The sequence below is a fragment of the Novosphingobium sp. KN65.2 genome, from assembly GCF_001368935.1.
Lineage (GTDB): Bacteria > Pseudomonadota > Alphaproteobacteria > Sphingomonadales > Sphingomonadaceae > Novosphingobium > Novosphingobium mathurense.
In genome coordinates this window covers 77,763-97,973 of the sequence record NZ_CCBH010000174.1, presented here as the reverse complement: position 1 = coordinate 97,973, position 20,211 = coordinate 77,763, and the positions used below count along the sequence as shown (strand labels likewise).

Below are 20,211 nucleotides of genomic sequence, written 5' to 3'. Positions count from 1 at the left end.
AAGGATGTCTGCTGAATATTTCGCCGAGTTCGACACGGTCCGTTACGAAGGCCCGGAAAGCGCGAACGACCTTGCCTATCGCTGGTACGACAAGGACCGCGTCGTCATGGGCAAGCGGCTCGAAGACCACCTGCGGTTTGCCGTCTGCTTCTGGCACACCTTCTGCTGGCCGGGCAGCGACGTCTTCGGAGCGGGCACGTTCACCCGTCCGTGGCACACGGGACCGAACGACGCCAAAGCCGCACGCGCCAAGCGCGAAGCCGCGCTTGCCTTCGTCGAGAAGCTCGACCTGCCCTTCTACTGCTTCCACGACGTGGACGTGATGGCGGATGCCGAAGATGCGACCGGCTTCCGCGCCAGCTTTGCCGAAGCTGTCGATCACCTCGAAGAACTGCAGGCCAGGCACGGCCGCAAGCTGCTGTGGGGCACCGCCAATCTCTTCGGCCATGCGCGCTACATGGCAGGCGCTGCCACCAATCCCGATCCGGAAGTCTACACCTGGGCGGCCATGCAGGTGCGCGATGCGCTGGAAGCCACCCATCGCCTCGGCGGTTCCAACTACGTCCTGTGGGGCGGCCGCGAGGGCTACGACACGATCCTGAATACCGAGATCGGCATCGAGCAGGAGAACTTCGGGCGCTTCCTGCAGCTTGTGGTCGACCACAAGCACCGCATCGGCTTCACCGGCACCATCCTGATCGAACCCAAGCCGCATGAGCCGACCAAGCACCAGTACGATTTCGACACGCAGACCGTCTATGCGTTCCTCAAGCGCTTCGGCCTCGAGAACGAAGTGAAGGTCAACATCGAGGCGAACCACGCGACGCTCTCGGGCCATACCTTCGAGCACGAACTGGCGATGGCGCGCGCGCTCGGCATCTTCGGCTCGATCGATGCCAACCGCGGCGATCCGCAAAATGGCTGGGACACCGACCAGTTCCCCAACTCGGTCGAGGAACTGACGCTGGCGATGCTGGAAGTGATCCGCGCCGGCGGCTTCACCACCGGCGGCTTCAACTTCGACGCCAAGGTCCGCCGCCAGTCGATCGATGCAGCCGATCTGCTGCACGGCCACATCGGCGGTGTCGACACGATCGCCCGGGCTTTCCTGCGTGCTGCCGCGATGATCGAGGACGGCCGCCTCGAGGCGTTCCGGGCAGAGCGCTACGCAGGCTGGAAGGGCGAACTGGGCCGCATGATCCACGCACCCGAGGCTACCCTTGCCTCCATCGCCGATATCGCGGTGCAGTCCAACCGTGCGCCGGAACCAAAGTCCGGTCGTCAGGAATGGTGCGAGAACTACGTCAACCGCTTCTGAGATCAGCTGATACCGACATGAAAAGCCCGCCGCTTGCACATGCAGGCGGCGGGCTTTTTGCATCCGGATACTGCAGCGATCCCGTCAGTCCGGCAGCCGGACCGACAACATTTCGATTGACCGGGCGCATCGGTGAAACAGTAATGCGTGCTTTTGGAAGCAATCGGCATCCCGGTTCAAAAGGCGAAATCGGGACACGATTTCCAAGATGAGGACCGAATCGTGTTGCAATCCTTGCGGATTGGCTGATCTGTTGTACTTGGATCGCACTATCGGGGCCCCCACGAAGATAGACGTGCCAACGAAGAAGACCAGTCCATCGGGCCGGATTACAGGGAAGTGATGAGCAGACCCAAGCCAGACACGAACTTGGCCGCAACAGGCAGTAAGACCGAAGGGGCCAGTGCCGAACAGGCCCTCGCGGCGATATTGACCGATGTCCGCAAGCCTTTGCAGCCCCGCAGCCAGGCTTCGCTGGACAGGATGCTCACCGCAGCCAAGACACTCATGATCGAGCGCGGGGGCGAGGATTTCACGCTTCATGAAGTCAGCAGTCTCGGCAAGGTTTCGACCGGATCGATCTATCATCGCTTCGAGGGCAAGGACGAACTGATCCGGGCCGTTATCGGCCGTGAACTGGCGATGATGGGCGAAACCGAAGAGCGCGCATTCGCCGACACCCTATCGGCTTCGGACAATCTCGACGCTTACATTCCCGGATATGTCCGCGCCTTCTCGCAGATCCTGCTCGCAAACGCTCTGATGCTGCGTCTGGCGATGAGACGGGCTTCGGTTGACCCGGAAGTCTCCCGCAGTGGCAGCAGACGTCAGGCGGAAGCGGCTGCGGTGCTGGCGGCGGGACTGGCACACTACCGGCAAGAGATCCGCGGACATATCGAAACGAAAGCGCTCATGGTCGTGCGCATCATCTTCGCAACGCTTGTCCGCCAACTGAGCATCGATTCGATGGAGCCCGTTCCTGACGAGCAGGACTGGGAAACCTTGCTGCGCGAACTCGGCGAGATGGTGCTGACTTACCTTAAATTCGGGGAAGACCGCACTGCGGGATGAATGCACCGCCACCAGTGGGCGGGCCATCCATTGTTTATTGACTGACCACTGGCAGAACAGGCTTTCGCCTGCCCCTTACTTCTCGATAGTGCGCTCCAACCAGGCTTCCCGGGCCTGCCAGCCACGTTCTTCGAGCTCGGGCGTCGCAGCTGCTTCGCAGGGATAGCCGATGCACAGGATCGCGATGAGCCGCCAGGAAGGCGCCGCATCGAGAAGCCCGCCCACAAACTTCGGATCGACGATCGAGACCCAGCCCATGCCGATCCCCCGCACCCGCGCGGCCAGCCACATGGTATGGATCGCCATTACTACGGAATAATCGAGCATCTCGGGCATTGTCGCGATGCCCAGCCCCTTGCCCGCCACCGGCTCCCCATCGCAGAACACCGCCATGATTTCGGGCGCTTCGCGCACACCGTGCAGCTTGAGCGACTTGTAGTGTTCGCGCTGCTTCGCATCGGAGTAGCGCTCGGCAGCGCGCGCACTCTGTTCGTCGACGTGGCCGGCCAGTCGTTCGCGCAAGGCGGGGCTGTGCACCCGAACAAAGCGCCATGGCTGCGAATTGCCCACCGACGGAGCCAGACTGGCGCAGCGAAGCAAATGCTCGATATCATCTTCGGGAATGGCACGGGTATCGAAATGCCGGACATCGCGCCGCCAGTGCAGCAATTGCTCCAGCTGCGCGGCAAACGCTTCATCGAAGCTGGGGGGCGGCTGTGTCATGACTCTCCCCCTGCCCCGGTCTGATCGTTGAAGGTCCGGTGCATTAGGTAGGTATCCATAATCCAGCCGTGGCGCTCCCTCAATGCCTTACGCGCCTCGACAATGCGGTTGGCAACCTCAGGCAAGGGTCCGTGGATCAGCGCCTCGTGCTCCATGCCGAGATAGGCCCCCCACCAGATCTCGATACCCTCTGGCTCCAGCGTTTCAAAGGCACAGCCCCCGTCGAGCATGACGACGACCACATTGGTCCCTTGCGGCCAGCCCCTGTCGCGTAGCTGCCTGCCGGTGGTAACGACAAACGGTTCGGCAAGGCGATTGAGCGCAATCGCATGCGCCGCGGTCAGGGCCTGGACGCTGGTGATGCCGGGGACGACTTCGATCCCCAGATCCAGTCCGTCATCCTGCAGGCGCGCGGCGATGCGCAAGGTGCTGTCGTAGAGCGAGGGGTCGCCCCAAACGAGCAGCGCCAGATGCCCGCCCTGCGGCAGGTTCCGGGCGATTTCCCGCGACCACGTCCGGGCGATGGCATCGTGCCAGTCGTTGACCGCGCCAAGATAGTCGCCATTCGCGGACCTGACCGGAAGGTCGAACTCGACGACACGGACGGGCCGCTCCAGCACTTGCGCGCAGATGCCCCGGCGCAAGTCGAGCAGGTCCGCCTTGGCCTCGCCCTTGCGCGGCAGCAGGATCAGGTCGGCCCCGTTCATCGCCCGCCGCGCCTGCATGGTCAGGTGGTCGGGATTGCCGGTGCCGATCCCGATAAGGCTGAGCGAGATCATGCGTAGGGTGCGATCTGGTGGAAGAACGTCCCGGTCACGCAGCCGCGCCGCGAACCGGTTTCGGGCACGGCATTGCCATCGGCATCGGTCACTTCGGCCAGAGGCTCGTCGGGCTGCTCGATAATCGTCGAGTAGTGGAACTCATGCCCGCGCAGGCGGGTGCCAGCGGTCAGATTGGCAACGGGCGCAAGCAGGCGGGCACTGCGATAGCCCAGATGCATCTTGCGCTGCGCATAGCTCGTCACGAGGCCGAGCAGGCCGGCCATGGGGTGACGCTCCCCTTCCTTGTCGACGAGGGCTTCGCCCAGCACCATGTAGCCACCGCATTCGCCGTGCACCGGACGGGTCTCGGCATGGCGGCGCAGACCGGCAAGGAAGCGCGATGCAGCGGCGATCCGACCGGCGTGAAGCTCGGGATAGCCGCCCGGCAACCAGACCAGGTCCGCACTCTTGTCGGGCGCCTCGTCCGCCAGCGGAGAGAAAGGCAGGATCTCGGCCCCGGCCCGCTGCCAGCCTTCCAGCATGTGCGGGTAGATGAACGAGAACGCCTCGTCCTGGGCCAGGGCGATACGCTGCGCGGGAGGCTGCGGCAGGCCCGCGCCCTCACCGCGGTCGAGAGCCCTTGCCGCCTTGCGGATCTCCGGCAGGTCCGCGTGTTCGCGCAGGAAAACGGCATAGTCGGCGATCTTGCGGTCAAGCTCGGGATGCTCGGCGGCCTGCACCAACCCGAGGTGGCGTTCCGGCAGGGTGAGGTCGCCGCGCCGCGGCAATGCCCCCAGCACCGGCATTCCGATCGCCTCCATCCCTCGCCGCACAAGGCGTTCGTGGCGCGGGCTTGCCACGCGATTGAGGATTACCCCGGCAAAGGGAATGCGGGCATCGAAACGGCGAAAGCCCAGCGCCGTCGCCGCGGCAGACTGGGCATGGCCGGATACGTCGAGGACGAAGACCACCGGCCAGCCCATGCGCCGGGCGATGTCGGCACTGGCACCATTGCCGGTCGCCCCGCGCGTGGCGACACCGTCGTAAAAGCCCATCGAGCCCTCGGCCACGGCAATATCCGCCCCGGCCGCCATCGCCGCGACGGCATCCAGCATGCCGGCGTCCATCGCCCAGCTGTCGAGATTGAACGAGGCATTCCCGCAGGCGGCCCGGTGGAACGCAGGATCGATGTAGTCCGGCCCGCTCTTGAACGGCTGGACCGTGCTGCCGCTCTCGCTCAACGCACGCAGCAGGCCGAGCATCACGGTGGTCTTGCCCGACCCTGAGGCCGGCGCGGCGACGAGCAGTCCGGGCGTACTCATTCGCTCCCTCCGGCAAAGCGCGAAGACGCATCCTGCGGACGGAACCGACGGTCATAACCGGTGGAATAGAGACAGCTTTCGTCGAAGCCCTCCCCGGCCAGTACCCGCCCGACGACGATCAGCGCGGTGCGCTCCATGCTGCCCGCGACGTCTGTCTCGATGGTTTCAAGAGTGCCGCGCACGATCCGCTGGTCCGGCCAGCTCGCGCGCCAGACAACAGCCACCGGGCAGTCGGGCCCATAGGCCGGGGACAGGTCGGCCACGACCCGGGCAAGGTTGTGGATCGACAGGTGGATCGCCAGCGTCGCGCCAGTGTCGGCAAAATTGATCAGGCTCTCTCCCTCCGGCATCGCACTGGCCCGGCCCGAGGTCCGGGTCAGGACCAGCGACTGCGACAGGCCCGGCAATGTCAGCTCGGTTTCCAGCGCTGCTGCGGTCGCGGCGAAAGCGGGCACGCCCGGCGTCACCGTGAAGGGAATGTCCATGGCCCGCAGCCGCCGCAACTGCTCGCCCATCGCCGACCATACCGAGAGATCGCCCGAATGGAGCCGCGCCACGTCCTGCCCGGCAGTGTGGGCCGCTGCGATCTCGGCCATGATCGCATCGAGATCGAGCGGCGCGGTGTTGACGATGCGTGCGCCGGGCGGACAGTGATCGAGCACTGCGGCAGGCACCAGCGACCCGGCATAGAGGCAGACCGGCGAGGCCGCGATGAGGTCACGCCCGCGCAAGGTCAGGAGGTCGGGCGCACCGGGGCCGGCGCCGATGAAGTGTACGGTCATGGGGTCAATCCTTGGGCGATGGCGCATGTCGCCATGCGATCGGGGGAGATTTGGCGCATCGCGATCAGTTGCGCGCCGGGTTCGGCGGCGGCCAGGGCGCTGGCTTCCGCCACGCTGCCGGTGCCGTGGCTGGCAAGGCTTGCCTCCGACCGGGTGGGCGTGGCGATGCGGGCAAGCACCTGCCCCGAAACGCCCGTCAGCGGCAGGCCGAGGACTGCAGCCAGTCGCGCCATTTCCGGGCTCACCGCCTTGTCCGCCGCCGTCGCGAGCAGGGTCACCCGCGGCGAGAACTGCTGTGCCAGCGCCAGCGCGTCCTCTATCGACTGCAGGGTCGCGCCCTGCCGGAATCCGAAACCGGCGACGATCACAGAACGATGCTCCACTGCACGACGGGAAAGCTCGCACGCCAGCCTCGGCGATTGCCGAGCGGCGCGGCGTGGGCCAGTTCGATCCGCAGGAGATCGCCGCCCTTCCCGGCCTGCCACTGGGCCAACAGGGCCTCTGAGTCCAGCGTTACGGCATTGGCGACGAGCCGGGTGCCGGCAGGAAGTCTCGCCCACAAGGTTTCCAGCAGCGTTTGCGACAGGCCCCCGCCGATAAAAACGGCATCGGGCGCGTCATCCGATCGCTGATCGAGGATTTCGGGCGCACGACCGATGACCACCTCGAGCCTGTCGACGCCCAGCGCAAGGGCATTGGCCCTTGCCCTCTCCGCCCGCACGGGATCGCTTTCGAACGCAACCGCGCGGTTCGCGGGGTGGCGCAGCAGCCACTCCACTGCAATCGAGCCCGATCCCGCGCCGATGTCCCACAAGGTTTCCCCCGGGACGGGAGCGAGCGCGGAGAGCGTCAGGGCGCGTACCGGGCGCTTGGTGATCTGGCCGTCGTGGTCGAACAGATCGTCGGCCAGTCCCGATGCGCAAGGCAGGGCACGCCCCTGCCCGGCGCAGGCAATGCCGACTGCGACCGGATGTGCGACATCGCCGAAGGCAAGCGCCTCGGCGCGCACGCATCGCACGCGCTCGCGCGGGCCGCCCAGCGCCTCAAGGATATGCAGCTCCGAGGCACCGAAGCCCTGACCGATCAGATAGCGGGCCAGATCGCCCGCCGCGTCTCCGTCCCGCAGCAGGACCAGTATCCTGCGACCAGCAGCCAGATGCGGGCGCAGGCGCGCCAGGGGCGCGGCATGCAGGCCAAGGCACACCGTATCCTGCAGCGACCATCCCAGACGCGCCGCGGCCAGCGAGAATGTCGAAGGCGCAGGATGTGCGATCCATTCGCCCGCGCGCAGGTGGCGCGTTACCGGGGCTCCGCCGCCGAACCAGAAGGGATCGCCCGAGGCGAGCATGACCACGCGCTTGCCACGATGGGCCAGGAGCCGCTCGATGCCGAGCGCAAAGGGCACTGGCCATTCCTCTGCGCGGCCATTAAGCGCGGGCAGCAGCGACAGGTGCCGGGGGGCGCCGATCACAAGTTCGGCCCGCGCCAGTGCATCGCGCGCCGCCGCCGAAAGCCCCTCCGCCCCGTCCTCGCCGATGCCGAGGATCGTCAGCCACGGGCCGGAGTCAGTGAAGGAGGAAGTGTCAGCCATGCCGAAAGTTCTCCTTCTGGGCGGCACCACCGAGGCCAGCGCGCTGGCCGGCCTGCTCGCCGGGTCCGGAGTGGACACGACGCTCAGCTACGCGGGTCGAACGGCCAGCCCGCGTGCGCAGCCGGTCCCGGTGCGCGTCGGCGGTTTCGGAGGCGCGGATGGCCTTGCCGACTGGCTGCGGGAGAACCGGGTGACCCACCTGATCGACGCGACGCATCCCTTCGCCGCGACCATGAGCGCGAATGCCGTAGCCGCCGCGCGCCTTGCCGGAACGCCGCTGATCGCTCTCACCCGCCCCGCCTGGGCACCGCAGCAAGGCGATCGCTGGAGCCATGTAGCGGATGTCGGCGCTGCCGTGTCCGGGCTTGCCGGGCCTGCCCGCCGGATCATGCTGGCGCTGGGCCGCATGCATGTCGCCGAATTCGTCGCGCAGCCGCAGCATCATTATCTCTTGCGCTTCGTCGATGCGCCCGAAGCCGCGCCGCCATTGCCGCACCACAGCCTCGTTGTCGATCGCGGCCCCTTCACCGTCGAAGGCGACATCAGGCTGATGCGTGAGCACGCCATCGAGGTCGTCGTGTGCAAGAATGCCGGAGGAACCGGCGCGCAGGCCAAGCTCGCGGCGGCCCGCGAACTGGGCCTGCCGGTGATGATGATCGACCGCCCCGCCATTCCCGAGCGGCACGAAGTGCATGATCCGGCAGACGTCCTGCAATGGCTGGATCACGCGGCGGCTTCCATCGCCGAACGCGGCGTATAGAGGATCGGTCCGGCTTCGCGCGCGATGATGCGGGTACGGCTCGACCCCACGATCACGACGGTGCGCATGTCGGCCATCTCCGGCCGCGCTTCTCCAAGGGTCACGATCCGCAAGTCCTCGTCAGGCGTGGTGACCGCGCGGGCGAAGAGAATCGGCCGCTCCGGCCCGCAAACCTCGCACAGCACCTTCAGTGCGCGTTCGAAACCGGCGGGGCGCGACTTCGAGCGCGGGTTGTAGAACGCCATCGCGAAATCCGCCTCGGCGGCTAGCCGCAGGCGCTTTTCGATCAGGTCCCAGGGCTTGAGATTGTCGGAAAGGTTTATCGCGCAGAAATCGTGGCCCAACGGCGCACCAACCCGGGCGCTGGCGGCAAGCATCGCGGTAATTCCGGGCAGCACGCGGATATCGATATCGAGCCAGGCTGACGGCCCGGCTTCCAGCGCTTCGAACAGGGCCGAGGCCATCGCAAAGACGCCCGGATCGCCCGAAGACACGACGACGACGCGCCGCCCCCGAGCGGCAAGGTCGAGCGCATGGGATGCGCGGTCCAGTTCCACCCGGTTGTCGGAGGGATGCAAGGTCAGCCCTTCGCGCGCGGCGATCCGCGCAACGTAGGGAATGTAGCCGATGACGTCAGTCGCCTCGGCCAGCGCCTGCGTGACCTCGCCCGTCACCAGCGCCTCGTCGCCCGGCCCCAGCCCGGCGATGCAGACCCAGCCCCGATCCTGCGCAGCGTTCACGGCCGACGTCCCTGTCCGTGAATCAGCAGGATCGAGAAATAGGGCGTCACGTTCTCCGCTTCGGCCAGGCGGGTCACACGCTGGTTCGGCATCGCCGCGTGCTCGACCAGCCACGCGTCCTGCTCTCGCCCGGCCGCCGCGACGGCGCGGCGCAGCTTGGCAAGGTTGCGTCCGATCTTCATCACCACCAGCGCATCGGTATCGCGGATACGCCGCTCCAGATCGGCTTCGGGCAATGTCGCGGTGACAACGGTCAGGACATCATCGCCCCATGTGATCGGCACATTCGTCGCATTCCACGCCCCCGACATGCCAGTGATCCCGGGCACGACCTCGACCGGAACGTGCCCGGTCAGGCGCGAATGCAGGTGCATGAACGACCCGTAGAAGAAGGGATCGCCCTCGCAGAGGACCACGATATCCTCACCCTTGCGGGCAAGCGCCAGCAGTCGCTCGGTGCTCCGCTCGTAGAATTCGGCAAGGCAGGCCTTGTAGCGCGGATCGTCGAAGGGGATCTCTGTGGTGACCGGGTATTCCAGCGCAATCTCGATCACGTCGGGGCGCAGCAGTTCGCCGGCAATGCGCCGTGCGTGTCCCGGCCTGCCCGCCTTGCGGAAATAGGCGACATGGCGGGCAGAGCGCACCAGCCGGTCGGCCCGGACACTGAGCAGGTCCACCGCGCCGGGGCCGAGGCCGACCCCATGGACGGTGCCGCAGGTTACAGCCCCGCTCATTCGGCGCGGCTCGCAAGCGCGTTGACGGCAGCCACGGTGATCGCGCTGCCGCCCAGCCGACCTTCGACCACACAGCACGGCGCCGGCGGCGCGACCCAGAGCGCGGCCTTCGATTCCACCGCGCCGACAAAGCCGACCGGGCAACCGATGATCGCTGCCGGGCGCGGACAAGTCGGATCTTCCAGCATGTTGAGCAGGTGGAACAGAGCCGTGGGGGCATTGCCGATGGCGACCAGTGCGCCTTTCAGGTGCGGACGCCACAGCTCCAGGGCTGCGGCGGAACGTGTGTTGCCCATGGCTTTCGCCAACTCGGGCACTTCGGGTGCGCGCAACGTACACAACACCGCATTGTCCGCCGGCAGGCGGGCCCGGGTAATGCCTTCGGAAACCATGTGCGCATCGCACAGGATCGGTGCGCCGCCAGCCAGTGCCGCACGCGCGGCTTGTGCAAATCCCGGCGAGAAGCGGACGTGGCGGCCAAGCTCCACCATGCCGGCGGAATGGATCATGCGCACCGCCACGGGTTCTTCGTCGGGCGAAAAGGCCGTCAGGTCGGCCTCGGCCCGGATCGTGGCGAAGGACTGGCGATAGATCGCCGCGCCATCGGTTTCATAGTCATGCGGCATCAGCCTGCTCCGAAAAGAGCCAGGACCTCGTCCCGGCCAAGAGCGAGGCGCTCACGCCCCTCGCCCGAAAAATCGTATCGGCCCTCGCGGCCGGTCAGCGTCACATCGGCACGCCCGGTCGCTGCGCAGAGCTTCGCGCAGCCCGAGACGTGCAGGCGCCCCGTCACCTGCGGCGCGATGCCGCGCGCCAGCTCTCGGGTCTCGACGCTCGCCTGCGGGCACGATGGGGCCCCCGGACAGGCATCGACGCGCAGGAGCGGATCCTGCGGATCGTCGACCAGTTCCTCGACCGGCGCGAAGGTCGCGCCCTCGACGATGAGCAACCGCCACGGAGTGGCACGCAGCGCAGTAGCCGCCGGGTCCGAGATCAGGCGGGCCAGCGCCAGTGCCGAGACCTGACCGAATGGCACGCCCCACGCCGCACCTGTAGGCGTCGGTCCCGGGCGAAATGCGCCTGCCGCTGGAGCCGGCTTGACGGAGCCTTGCGCCCAGTCGGGAAGTTCGGCGGCAAACCGGCTCATGCGACCGACATCGAGCCCGCCGCTCTCGGCAAACCACCGCGCCATGGCGATCAGGCGGTCGACTTCGGTGCCCGGGGGCACATCGACGCCCGAGGTCCGGCCCTGCGCGCGCAGTATCAGCCCGCCACTGGCCGCACGCTCGATCCGGAAATCACCCGCTTCACCCAGTAGGACAGGAACCGGCCCGGCATCGATGACGAAGCCGGCCTTGCCGGGCAGTTCCGGCAGTTCTGCGATCCTTGCGATGAGTTCGGTGGCGATCCGCACCGTATCGTCGGCGTCCTGCCAGAGCGGCGAGACGAGAATGTTGCGCTTTATCTCCCTGACAGGATCGGCCTCGACGAGGTCCAGTTCGACAAGTCTTTCGACGAGCGCAGGCCACACGACGTCGCTCACCCCGCGCAGCTGGAAGTTGGCGCGGCTGGTCAGGTCGATCAGGCCATTGCCGAAGGTCAGCGCGGCATCGCAAAGGCCCAGCGCCTGATCGCGATCGAGGCGCCCGAGGCGCGGGCGCACCCGCACCAGCAAGCCGTCTCCCGCCACCATCGGGTGCCAGGCATCCGGACACCAGCCCCTGATCGCGAACCCGCTCATTGTCCGCCGCCCATACCGGCGAGGATCGAATTGCGCCGCGTCTGCCACAGGCCTGCGGCATGAAGCGCGGCAAAGCGGGCTTCCATCGCGGCCAGCGCTTCGGGATTCTCGCGTCCGAGGAACGCGCGCACGTCCGGCTCGCCGAGCGTCGCGTCATGATAGAGATCGAACAACTGGGACGGGACCGAAGCGGAAAGGTGCGCGAAGGCGCCCAAGTGGTCGAGCGTCGCCGCGAGTTCCGCAGCGCCGCGAAAGCCGTGGCGCATCATCCCGGCGACCCAGCCTGGATTGGCCGCCCTCGCCCGCACGACGCGCGCGATTTCCTCTGTCAGGGTCCGGGCACTCGGCCGGGCGGGATCGCGACTGTCGAGGTGGTAGAGTGCCGCCTTGCCACCTGCGACAGATTGCGCGGCGGCAAACCCCGCCTCGTGCGCAGCGTAATCGGCAGCGAGCAGCAGGTCGGTCTCGGGCAGGTCCTGCAGGTGCACGAAAGCGTCAGCCCCGGCGACGCGGTCGCGCAGTCCTGCCGGATCATGCGCATCGCCCTGCTGGTCGAGCGCATGGTCGGACGCCGCGAGCCACGCTTCGCCGGCGGCCCTGCGCGCCTCGTCGGTATAGGTATCGGCCGTATCGCGCAGACCGAGGCCGTAGCGCCCCGGGCGGGGGCCATAGACGCGCGGGGCAACCGCCTTGCCGGCAAACGGGTTCCATTCCGGCGTCTCGTCCCTTTCGGACAGCGAGCGGACTGCCATTCCGAACAGCGTGGCGAGGACCGGGAAGGCATCGCGAAACAGGCCGGAGACACGCAAGGTCACGTCGATACGGGGCCGGTCGAGCATGGCCAGCGGCAGGATCTCTACCCCGGTCACGCGTTCGGACGCATTGTCCCAAACCGGTTTCGCACCGAGCAGGTGGAGCGCCATGGCGAATTCCTCGCCCGCCGTGCGCATCGTCGCAGAGCCCCAGAGATCGACCACCAGCCCGCGCGGATAGTCGCCATGGTCCTGCAAGTGGCGACGGATCAGTTCTTCGGCGAGGACGACGCCTTGCGCATGGGCCGAGCGCGAAGGCACCGCGCGCGGATCGACCGCGAAGAGGTTGCGCCCAGTCGGCAGGACATCGCTGCGCCCCCGCCATGGGGAGCCGGAAGGCCCCGCGGCCACCCGTCGTCCGGCCAAAGCGGCGAGCAGACCGCTGCGCTCCGCCTCGCCCTGATCCCCGCGGCCGAACACATGGAGCCCGTCGCCGAACTGGCTTTCCTTCACGTCGCACACGAAGCGATCGATGCGGGTCATCGCCTCGACCAGCGAGGTCGCCCCATCGAGGCCGAGTTCCGCTTCCAGACCCAGCGCCTGCGCTTCCTCGCGAATGACCGACTGCAGCCTGTCGCGCCGCGCCGGGTCGAGCCCGTCGGCATTGGAGAACTCGTCGAGCAGCGCTTCGAGGCGGGCCAACCCGGCACCTTCCCGTGAAGGCGCGAGCGGCGGCGGCACATGTCCCAGCGTCACCGCGCCGATCCGGCGCTTGGCCTGTGCCGCTTCGCCGGGATCGTTGACGATGAAGGGATAGATGACCGGCAGGGAACCGGTCAGCGCCTCGGGCCAGCAGGCATCGCCGAGCGCGACCGACTTGCCGGGCAACCATTCCAGCGTCCCGTGCGCACCGAGATGGACGAGCGCATCGACCCGGCGCTCACGCAACCACAGGTAGAACGCGACATAGGCATGGCGCGGGCAGCGCGAGACGTCGTGGTAATCGTCGTCGCGCTCTGAGGCCCAGCCGCGCTCGGGTTGCAGGGCGACAAGGGCATGGCCCAGTTCGACCGCGCGGAAATGGAAAGCCCCGTCGGCAACGGCGGAATCCTCTTCGGGTTCGCCCCAGGCTTCCGCCAGATCGGCCTGCAACGCCTCGGGCAAACGCGCAAGAGCCTCGCGATAGGCGTCGAGCGACCAGCTTGTCCCTGCCATGCCGAGACCGGCGACGAGGTCGTGCCCGCATTCGACCGCGTAACCGGCCTGCATCAGATCGGTAAGGATCGCATCGGCGGAAGCCAGCGCGTCCAGCCCGACGGCGTGCGCCATCTGGTAGCCCTTGCCGGGATAAGTCGAAAGAACCATCGCAAGGTGCCGCTCGTCCGCGGATTTGCGTCCCAGCGCGACCCACCCCGCGACGCGATCGGCGATCGCCTCGATCCGCGATGGCTCGGCGCGGTGGGCACTGCGCGAAAATTCGAGGTCGTCGTCGCGCGCCGCGGCCTCCTTGAAGCTGGCGACGCCGACGAAGATGCGGCCGTCTACCTCGGGAAGCACGACATGCATGGCAAGGTCGGCCGGAGACAGACCGCGCGAGGCCTCCTGCCAGGCCTGCCGCCCGCTCGTCGCCAGCGCAATCTGGAATACCGGAACTCCGGCGCCATCGAGAGGCGTGGCGCCTGCATCGTCACGCGCGGAAAAAGCGGTCGCATTGATCACCGCCGCGGGGTGAAGCGCCCTCACCCAGCGATCCACCCAGCCGCGAACTTCGAGGGCCTTCAGCGAAGGCACGTATAGGCCCAGCACATCGAAACCGCGCGCGGTCAAGGCTGCGTGCAGCGCCTCGAAAGGTTCGAGATCGGCGGAGCTGAGATAGGATCGGTAGAACGTAAGCAGCACGCGCGGGCGCATCGCCGTCAGAGCGAAGGCCGCCGGACAGGTGGTGTCCTCTCCCGGAAGCCAGGCTCCGGCAGATGGCAGCGCCTTGATGGTTCGGATATCCTGACCGAGCTGGGCATGCCCCCGCAATCCGCACGCTTGCGCAAGACGCGCAAGCGCCGCCCGCGCCGCGACCGCTCCTCCGACATCGCACAAACGGGTCAGTTCGCGCAGAATGGGGACGGAAACGGTCGAAACGGCATCGAGCCTTTCGTCCTCGCGCCCGTCTGCGGGCAGCACGACAAGGGCGATCCCGCGCGAACGTGCCAGCGCCTCGACCTGCTGGAGACCGTAAGTCCAGTAAGGCAGCCCGCCGATGATCCGGACCAGGATCGCCTTCGCACCTGCGAGCGTGCGCTCGACATAAGTGTCGACCGAAAGCGGATGCGTCAGTGCCGCAAGATTGGCGAGCCGCAGCGACGGCGGATTGTCCCCCGCATCGCGCGCACTGCGCCACCCGGCAGCGAATGCGCCAAGGTCGCTGTCCGAGAAGGACAGCACCACGAGATCGGCCGGAGCCTGCCCCAGATCCTGCGGAACGGAGGCTTCCTCGATCCCGTGGGTCTCGCGGAAGATGACGTGCATCGCGGCCTCAGCCCTGCAGCGCGGCCCTTATCGCAACGGGATCGAGGTGATCGTGCTCGGCAATGGCGACCAGCGAGGTGACACGGGCTTCGTCGGGGCGCCAGGGGCGGTCGTAGTGGCTGCGCACCCGCGCGCCGACCGCCTGCACCAGCATGCGCATCGGCTTGCCGGCAACCGCGACATAGCCCTTAACGCGCAGCACCCGGTGATCGCTCGCCAGGGTCTCTATGCGTGCGGTGAGAGCGGCAGGATCGGCAATCTCGCCCAGTTCGATGACGGCGCTGTCGAAGTCCTCGTGTTCGTGATCGTCCTCGCCATCGTGGTGCGAAGGACGCGCGGCAATGTCGTCCTCTGCAGCAGCGCCAAGTCCGAGGATAACGCGCGGATCGACGACGCCTTCGCTCAGTTCGATGACCGGAACCGGTCGCGGTGCCTCGGCAGCGATGACTTCGCGCGCCCGCGCCAGGCCCTGGGCGCCGGCAAGGTCGGCCTTGGTCAGCAGCACCATGTCGGCACAGGCGAGCTGGTCCTCGAAGACTTCGGACAGCGGGGTCTCGTGATCGATTTCCGGATCGGCCGCACGCTGCGCCTCGAGCGCGGCGAGATCGGGTGCGAACCGCCCGTCGGCCACGGCCTCGGCATCGGCAAGCGCCAGCACGCCGTCGACGGTGATACGGCTGCGGATCGCGGGCCAGTCGAAGGCCTTGAGCAGCGGCTTGGGCAGCGCGAGCCCCGACGTCTCGATCAGGATGTGATCGGGCCGCGGCTCAAGCGCCAGGAGCTTCTCGACAGTAGGGATGAAGTCGTCTGCGACGGTGCAGCAGATGCAACCATTGGCCAGTTCGACAACGTTCTCTGCCGGGCAATCGGGGATGGCGCAGGACTTCAGGATATCTCCGTCGACGCCCAGCGTGCCGAATTCGTTGACGACGACGGCCAGGCGGCGACCACCGGCATTGCGGATGAGATGGCTGATGAGCGTGGTCTTACCCGCGCCCAGAAAGCCGGTGATGATCGTTACGGGGACCTTGGACAGGTCAGGCATCGGCAATTCCCCAAGCGCCATGGCGACAACGGCAGGGCTTGCCGGAACGAGTCCGACCGACGCGCGACGACGGGCGGGCGCGAAAAGGCACCCGTTACCACGCGACCGTGCAGCCCCAGCCGCACAGCTTCGTCGCTCAGACGGAAGAATTACCGTGCCGTGACCATCCCCTGGATCAAGGCAAGAGCGACCGGTGCGCCGGCAGGTCTCCTGGCTTGCGGGTCACTGCTTGATGCACGCCTTCCCGGATCGCCTTGCGGCGTCATCCAGTGGCCGCCCCTTTCGCGTAACGAAGGGAGCCGTGTGCATCGCGCTATCCGCTCACAGTTGCAGGGACAGCCGCGGATTTGGGAAGGAAGCCCCTCCCGCACCGCATTCCCGATTAAGCCCCCTTCGGGGCACCGGCGCGATCTTTCGGTGCACAGAATCGATCCGTGCGCCGGAGCGAGGCCCTAGAACAGATTGGTCGGCAAGCCAATCGCTTCCGGGCCTGTTATCATGCCGAGACGCGCACTTCGATGTCGTCGAAGCGCTTCCAGCGGTAGATCGCAAAGCTGGCCAGCCAGCACAGCACGAAAAGGCCGATGATGGCGAACCCAAGGCTGTTGAAATTCTCGCCCAGCTCGCCCGCAATGCCGAACAGGCTGCCGGTCAGCCCCAGCTTCTCCCCGATCAGGGCGACAGTCTCGATCCCGCCGATGACGATGGCCACGAGCGCAGAAATCAGAGTGATGGTGATGTTGTAATAGAGCTTGCGGATCGGCTTGACGAAAGCCCACTCGTAGGCGCCGAGCATGACCACGCCGTCCGCGGTATCGATCAGCGCCATGCCCACTGCGAAGAGCACGGGCAGGACGAGGATCGTACCGATGGAAAGCCCGTCCGCCGCCTGCCCGGCCGAAAGGCCGAGGATGGCGACTTCGGTCGCGGTGTCGAAACCCAGTCCGAACAGGAAGCCCAGCGGGGCCATGTGCCAGCTGCGGGTAATCAGCCGGAACATCGGCCGGAAGATCCTTGCCATCAGTCCGCGATTGCCCAGCAGCATGTCGAGGTCTTCCTCGACATAGGCGCCCCCGGCGCGAACATGGGCGAAGGTCTTCCAGACGTTGCGCAGAATGATCAGGTTCATCGCAGCTATCGAAAACAGGAAGACCGCCGAGATCGAGGTGGCCACGAGACCGCCGACCTGCTTGAAGCTTTCGAACTGCGCCAGCGCGCTCGTCGTCAGGGCGATGGCTATGGCCGCGATGGTGACGATGCCGGAATGGCCGACGGCGAACCAGAAACCGACGGCGACCGGGCGCTGGCCGTCCTGCATCAGCTTGCGGGTCACGTTGTCGATGGCTGCGATATGGTCGGCATCCACGGCGTGGCGCAGGCCCAGCCCCCATGCGAGCAAGGCCGTCCCGAGCATGAGCGGCTGATCGTGGAAGAGCGATAAAGCCCATATCCAGGCGGCGATATTGGCGGCCACGAGCGGGCCGAAGAGCCAACCTATCCGGCGGCGCAGGTTGGGTCGGGCATTTTGCGGCGGTTGAGCCATGATGCGTTTTCGTCCTCCGGCGTCTTGCGACAAGGTCGGGACGAACCGCTCAGGCGAACGGCCGGAAGGCGCAGGCAACCGGACGCCAGGGCCGATCGACACGCCAGTCCGCTGCGGCCCCGGCCACAGGTTCGTCGCTCAGACGGAGTTCACCGTGCCGCGGCCATCCCCTGGACCAGGGCAAGAGCGACCAGACGCCGGCAGGTCTCCTGGCTCGCGGGTCACAGCTTGATGCACGCCTTCCCAGGCCCCTGTGCGGCACGCCGCATTCGGCCCAGTGGCTGCTTCCCAGACGCCCATGGCGCATGAAAAGCCGTGTGCATCGCGCTATCCGCTTACAGTTGCAGGGACAGCCGCGGACTTGGGAAAGGAATCCCCTTCCCGCACCGCATTCCCGATTAAGCCCCTGTTACGGGGCACCGGCGCGATCAAGGTGAATCGGCAAGAACCGATTCGAGGATGCTGATAACACCCCGCTTTCGCAGTGCCCATCGCAAGTTTTCGGCAACCGCCCGGCTCCGGGGGCAGCACGGCGCCTATAAGGCGCGTTCGGTGAAGGTGCCGCGCATGCAGTGGTTGGAGCTCATCGCCGAGCCGTAGCCACCGGCATTGAGGAAGGCGATGAAGTCCCCCTCCTCAACGGGCGGAAGGAGTGTGTCGGCAGCCCAGATGTCGAGCGCTTCATTGATGTTGCCGGCAACCGTCACCCGCTCCGCCGACGCTGCGCCGTCGCCGCGCAGCAGGCAGGGAGCCGGCTCGCACGGCAGGTCGTAGAAGGCGGGTTCCGGATGGAGATTGAAGCCCCCGCCGACGAAAACGAAACGGGTATCACGCTTGCGCTCGACATCGGTGACGGGAAGCACGAGCATCCCGGCATCCTTGGCGATATAGTCTCCCGGTTCAACGGCGATACGCAGGTCCCGTCCGGCGAAATGACGGCGCAGGATCGCGGCCCAGCGCTCCAGATCGAGCGGGCTGTCGCCCGGGCGATGGGGTAGCCCCAGCCCGCCACCGACATTGACCGTGCGCACCTGTGGTGCTTCGTCAAGGAAACGGAACGCTTCCGCGACAGCCAGGTTCCAGGTCTCCAACTGGTCGGTCAGGTAGCCGCAGCCGACATGGAAATGCAGCGAGGCGATCGTCAGCCCATACTGCCGGGCCAGCGCCAGGGCCTCGCCCCACTGCTCGCAGTAGATGCCGAACTTGGTCGTTCGTCCTCCGGCATAAGTCAGCTTCTCGGCATCGCCATAGCCGGTGCCGCGCCCGGGATTGACGCGAATGCCGATCTCCCGGCCGGGTGTGCGTTCACCGATGCGCCGGATCATGCCCATGGTGTCGCAATTGATGGTAAGCTCGGGGTGGACCAGCAGCCGCTCCAGATCGCGCGGCGTGACGCCGGTGCCGGTAAAGCTGATCTGCCCGGGCGCAAAACCGCAGGCAAGGGCTTGGTCCAGTTCGCCGGGAGAGCAGATATCGACGCCGCATTTTCCGCTTCCCGACAGCCGCTCCAGCAGGGGCGCAAAGCGGTTGGCCTTCATCGCGTAATAGACCGTGGAGGCGCAGCCGGTCTCGGCAAGGGCTGCGATCACCCGGTCGAGGTTGGCTTCGACACGCGCTAGCGAATAGAGAAACAGCGGACCGTCGCTCTCGCCTGCCAGCGCGGCGACGTCATGGCCCGCGAAGTGCAGGCGCCCTTCGCGATAGTGCAGATCGGGTCGCGCCCACCACGGCGCGGTCCCGGCTACCGAGCCCCGCTGCGGCACGCTCATCGCTTCTGCGGCTTGACCTGCCCGTCCAGAAATCGCCGGCCCTCCTCATTCGCATCTTCAGCGCGCCCGGTGATCCACACGCGGCAGCGCTGCGCGGCACAATGGCACGCGAACTGCCGATAGAGAACGTCCTCCGTCGCGGCATAATCGATGGTCAGCACTTCGCCAGAAGCGATATCCCGCAGGGCGACGAGTTCGAAACGCTCCATGTCGAGGCGGCAATTGGGTTCGCAGCCATGCGAGAGGTAGCCGACGAAGCGCGTGTCGTGGACATGCATCCCCGGCGAGACCTGCAGGCTGTGCTGCAACAGATCCGCGCTGACTTCGCCGTTGAACCTGTCGAGCACATCGCCCGCGGCAAAGGGAACGAGCGCGCGCACGCACAGGCCAAGCGACTCGCACTGGCAGACGACAAGGCGGTCTTCGCCTGATTCGGGCGCGCTGGAGTGTCCCCGCGGCTGGATGAACAAGGCCGTTTCCCCTGACGCCTGCTGAAATGTGCTGATCTTCGAGGCTGTTATCCTAGGGGCAATTTCTTAGCGAAACGTAGCCGGTTGCATTCGCCCTCGCGCGCATATTCCACGCGGTCCATGATCCGGCGCACGATATGGATGCCAAGGCCGCCGATCTCGCGCTCTTCCACCGCAAGCGACGTGTCGGGCGCTTCGAGGGTCAACGGATCGAAAGGCTTGCCATCGTCGATCAGGTCGACCGTAATTTCCTCGTGCCTGACATTGAGGCAGGCGGTGATGCGCGGCGTGTCCTGCTGCTTGCCGTGTTCGAGGATGTTGCTGACCAGTTCGTCGAACGCGATCATGACCTTGGTCAGCACATCTACCGGCAGGTCGACGCTTTCGAGATAGGCTTCGATATCTTCGAGGAACGCCGGGAACCCTGCCCTTCCGTTGGCGAGAGTGCGTTCATAATCGCAATCCATGCCACTCGATCCCCGTACCGGCGCCACACGATTGCGGGCACGGCCAACTTAATCGAGTGGAAAATTTTCACAACTTCTCCAATAAGGTGCGTGCACACG

General features: G+C 66.6%; 19 protein-coding genes and 2 riboswitches. Of the genes, 3 read left to right on the top strand and 16 right to left on the bottom strand.

Annotated features, from left to right (window positions below; all coding sequences use genetic code 11):
* The first annotated feature begins 4 nt into the window (after positions 1-4).
* Positions 5-1,318 carry a xylose isomerase gene (gene xylA / locus SPHV1_RS17500; protein WP_054947311.1) on the top strand — a complete coding sequence of 438 codons (1,314 nt, stop codon included), beginning with the start codon at positions 5-7 and terminating at the stop codon, positions 1,316-1,318.
* 342 nt (positions 1,319-1,660) lie between these two features.
* Positions 1,661-2,389 carry a TetR/AcrR family transcriptional regulator gene (locus tag SPHV1_RS17495; RefSeq protein WP_054947310.1) on the top strand — a complete coding sequence of 243 codons (729 nt, stop codon included), beginning with the start codon at positions 1,661-1,663 and terminating at the stop codon, positions 2,387-2,389.
* Positions 2,390-2,464: 75 nt separating this feature from the next.
* On the opposite strand, the gene bluB is transcribed toward SPHV1_RS17495, so the two are convergent.
* Genes bluB through SPHV1_RS17465 form a run of 6 tightly spaced genes read right to left on the bottom strand, consistent with a single transcriptional unit; the run spans position 2,465 to position 7,568 of the window.
* Positions 2,465-3,112, bottom strand: coding sequence for a 5,6-dimethylbenzimidazole synthase (gene bluB, locus SPHV1_RS17490; RefSeq protein ID WP_054947309.1), 648 nt, complete (start codon positions 3,110-3,112; stop codon positions 2,465-2,467).
* The gene (gene cobF / locus SPHV1_RS17485) at positions 3,109-3,891 is read right to left on the bottom strand and encodes a precorrin-6A synthase (deacetylating) (RefSeq protein WP_054947308.1); all 783 of its coding nucleotides are present in this window, start codon (positions 3,889-3,891) and stop codon (positions 3,109-3,111) included. Before cobF ends, bluB begins: the two co-directional genes overlap by 4 nt.
* The gene (locus SPHV1_RS17480) at positions 3,888-5,195 is read right to left on the bottom strand and encodes a cobyrinate a,c-diamide synthase (protein WP_054947307.1); all 1,308 of its coding nucleotides are present in this window, start codon (positions 5,193-5,195) and stop codon (positions 3,888-3,890) included. The genes cobF and SPHV1_RS17480 overlap by 4 nt, the downstream gene beginning before the upstream one ends.
* Positions 5,192-5,977, bottom strand: coding sequence for a precorrin-4 C(11)-methyltransferase (gene cobM, locus SPHV1_RS17475; RefSeq protein ID WP_054947306.1), 786 nt, complete (start codon positions 5,975-5,977; stop codon positions 5,192-5,194). Before cobM ends, SPHV1_RS17480 begins: the two co-directional genes overlap by 4 nt.
* Complete coding sequence (locus SPHV1_RS17470) at positions 5,974-6,345, bottom strand: cobalamin biosynthesis protein (RefSeq protein ID WP_054947305.1); 372 nt, start codon at positions 6,343-6,345, stop codon at positions 5,974-5,976. The genes cobM and SPHV1_RS17470 overlap by 4 nt, the downstream gene beginning before the upstream one ends.
* A complete protein-coding gene (locus tag SPHV1_RS17465; protein WP_054947304.1) occupies positions 6,342-7,568 on the bottom strand; it encodes a bifunctional cobalt-precorrin-7 (C(5))-methyltransferase/cobalt-precorrin-6B (C(15))-methyltransferase in 1,227 nt (408 codons plus the stop codon). Before SPHV1_RS17465 ends, SPHV1_RS17470 begins: the two co-directional genes overlap by 4 nt.
* Here SPHV1_RS17465 and SPHV1_RS17460 point away from each other — a divergent pair.
* Positions 7,567-8,328 (top strand): cobalt-precorrin-6A reductase, encoded by a 762-nt coding sequence (locus SPHV1_RS17460; protein WP_054947303.1) that lies wholly within the window; start codon positions 7,567-7,569, stop codon positions 8,326-8,328. The two genes, SPHV1_RS17465 and SPHV1_RS17460, sit on opposite strands and share 2 nt — an antisense overlap.
* Here SPHV1_RS17460 and cobJ read toward each other — a convergent pair.
* The 10 genes from cobJ to SPHV1_RS17410 form a co-directional block, all read right to left on the bottom strand.
* A complete protein-coding gene (gene cobJ, locus SPHV1_RS17455; protein ID WP_054947302.1) occupies positions 8,292-9,068 on the bottom strand; it encodes a precorrin-3B C(17)-methyltransferase in 777 nt (258 codons plus the stop codon). The two genes, SPHV1_RS17460 and cobJ, sit on opposite strands and share 37 nt — an antisense overlap.
* Positions 9,065-9,802 (bottom strand): precorrin-2 C(20)-methyltransferase, encoded by a 738-nt coding sequence (gene cobI, locus SPHV1_RS17450; RefSeq protein WP_054947301.1) that lies wholly within the window; start codon positions 9,800-9,802, stop codon positions 9,065-9,067. Before cobI ends, cobJ begins: the two co-directional genes overlap by 4 nt.
* Positions 9,799-10,428: a precorrin-8X methylmutase gene (locus SPHV1_RS17445; protein WP_054947300.1), complete on the bottom strand. Its 630-nt coding sequence runs from the start codon at positions 10,426-10,428 to the stop codon at positions 9,799-9,801. The genes cobI and SPHV1_RS17445 overlap by 4 nt, the downstream gene beginning before the upstream one ends.
* Positions 10,428-11,543 (bottom strand): cobalamin biosynthesis protein CobG, encoded by a 1,116-nt coding sequence (locus SPHV1_RS17440; RefSeq protein WP_054947299.1) that lies wholly within the window; start codon positions 11,541-11,543, stop codon positions 10,428-10,430. The genes SPHV1_RS17445 and SPHV1_RS17440 overlap by 1 nt, the downstream gene beginning before the upstream one ends.
* A complete protein-coding gene (cobN, locus tag SPHV1_RS17435; protein ID WP_054947298.1) occupies positions 11,540-14,818 on the bottom strand; it encodes a cobaltochelatase subunit CobN in 3,279 nt (1,092 codons plus the stop codon). Before cobN ends, SPHV1_RS17440 begins: the two co-directional genes overlap by 4 nt.
* A gap of 7 nt (positions 14,819-14,825) precedes the next feature.
* Complete coding sequence (gene cobW, locus SPHV1_RS17430; RefSeq protein WP_054947297.1) at positions 14,826-15,863, bottom strand: cobalamin biosynthesis protein CobW; 1,038 nt, start codon at positions 15,861-15,863, stop codon at positions 14,826-14,828.
* 182 nt (positions 15,864-16,045) lie between these two features.
* Positions 16,046-16,284, bottom strand: a riboswitch (cobalamin riboswitch).
* 75 nt (positions 16,285-16,359) lie between these two features.
* On the bottom strand, positions 16,360-17,406 hold the full coding sequence (locus tag SPHV1_RS17425) for a HoxN/HupN/NixA family nickel/cobalt transporter (RefSeq protein ID WP_054947296.1): 1,047 nt from the start codon (positions 17,404-17,406) through the stop codon (positions 16,360-16,362).
* A 181-nt stretch (positions 17,407-17,587) separates the two neighbouring features.
* Positions 17,588-17,845, bottom strand: a riboswitch (cobalamin riboswitch).
* A gap of 97 nt (positions 17,846-17,942) precedes the next feature.
* Positions 17,943-19,175, bottom strand: a complete 1,233-nt coding sequence (locus SPHV1_RS17420; RefSeq protein WP_054947295.1) for a diaminopimelate decarboxylase — start codon at positions 19,173-19,175, stop codon at positions 17,943-17,945.
* Positions 19,172-19,645 (bottom strand): SET domain-containing protein-lysine N-methyltransferase, encoded by a 474-nt coding sequence (locus tag SPHV1_RS17415; RefSeq protein WP_054947294.1) that lies wholly within the window; start codon positions 19,643-19,645, stop codon positions 19,172-19,174. Before SPHV1_RS17415 ends, SPHV1_RS17420 begins: the two co-directional genes overlap by 4 nt.
* A gap of 47 nt (positions 19,646-19,692) precedes the next feature.
* A complete protein-coding gene (locus tag SPHV1_RS17410; RefSeq protein ID WP_054947293.1) occupies positions 19,693-20,112 on the bottom strand; it encodes an ATP-binding protein in 420 nt (139 codons plus the stop codon).
* Positions 20,113-20,211 lie beyond the last annotated feature (99 nt).

Bases quoted from the DNA above. Each gene is read 5' to 3' on its own strand.
- cobW (WP_054947297.1), bottom strand. From the start codon at position 15,863: ATGCCTGACCTGTCCAAGGTCCCCGTAACGATCATCACCGGCTTTCTG.
- SPHV1_RS17460 (WP_054947303.1), top strand. From the start codon at position 7,567: ATGCCGAAAGTTCTCCTTCTGGGCGGCACCACCGAGGCCAGCGCGCTG.
- SPHV1_RS17465 (WP_054947304.1), bottom strand. From the start codon at position 7,568: ATGGCTGACACTTCCTCCTTCACTGACTCCGGCCCGTGGCTGACGATC.
- SPHV1_RS17410 (WP_054947293.1), bottom strand. From the start codon at position 20,112: ATGGATTGCGATTATGAACGCACTCTCGCCAACGGAAGGGCAGGGTTC.
- SPHV1_RS17495 (WP_054947310.1), top strand. From the start codon at position 1,661: ATGAGCAGACCCAAGCCAGACACGAACTTGGCCGCAACAGGCAGTAAG.
- cobI (WP_054947301.1), bottom strand. From the start codon at position 9,802: ATGAGCGGGGCTGTAACCTGCGGCACCGTCCATGGGGTCGGCCTCGGC.
- SPHV1_RS17440 (WP_054947299.1), bottom strand. From the start codon at position 11,543: ATGAGCGGGTTCGCGATCAGGGGCTGGTGTCCGGATGCCTGGCACCCG.
- SPHV1_RS17480 (WP_054947307.1), bottom strand. From the start codon at position 5,195: ATGAGTACGCCCGGACTGCTCGTCGCCGCGCCGGCCTCAGGGTCGGGC.
- cobN (WP_054947298.1), bottom strand. From the start codon at position 14,818: ATGCACGTCATCTTCCGCGAGACCCACGGGATCGAGGAAGCCTCCGTT.
- SPHV1_RS17420 (WP_054947295.1), bottom strand. From the start codon at position 19,175: ATGAGCGTGCCGCAGCGGGGCTCGGTAGCCGGGACCGCGCCGTGGTGG.
- cobM (WP_054947306.1), bottom strand. From the start codon at position 5,977: ATGACCGTACACTTCATCGGCGCCGGCCCCGGTGCGCCCGACCTCCTG.
- xylA (WP_054947311.1), top strand. From the start codon at position 5: ATGTCTGCTGAATATTTCGCCGAGTTCGACACGGTCCGTTACGAAGGC.
- SPHV1_RS17445 (WP_054947300.1), bottom strand. From the start codon at position 10,428: ATGCCGCATGACTATGAAACCGATGGCGCGGCGATCTATCGCCAGTCC.
- cobF (WP_054947308.1), bottom strand. From the start codon at position 3,891: ATGATCTCGCTCAGCCTTATCGGGATCGGCACCGGCAATCCCGACCAC.
- bluB (WP_054947309.1), bottom strand. From the start codon at position 3,112: ATGACACAGCCGCCCCCCAGCTTCGATGAAGCGTTTGCCGCGCAGCTG.
- SPHV1_RS17425 (WP_054947296.1), bottom strand. From the start codon at position 17,406: ATGGCTCAACCGCCGCAAAATGCCCGACCCAACCTGCGCCGCCGGATA.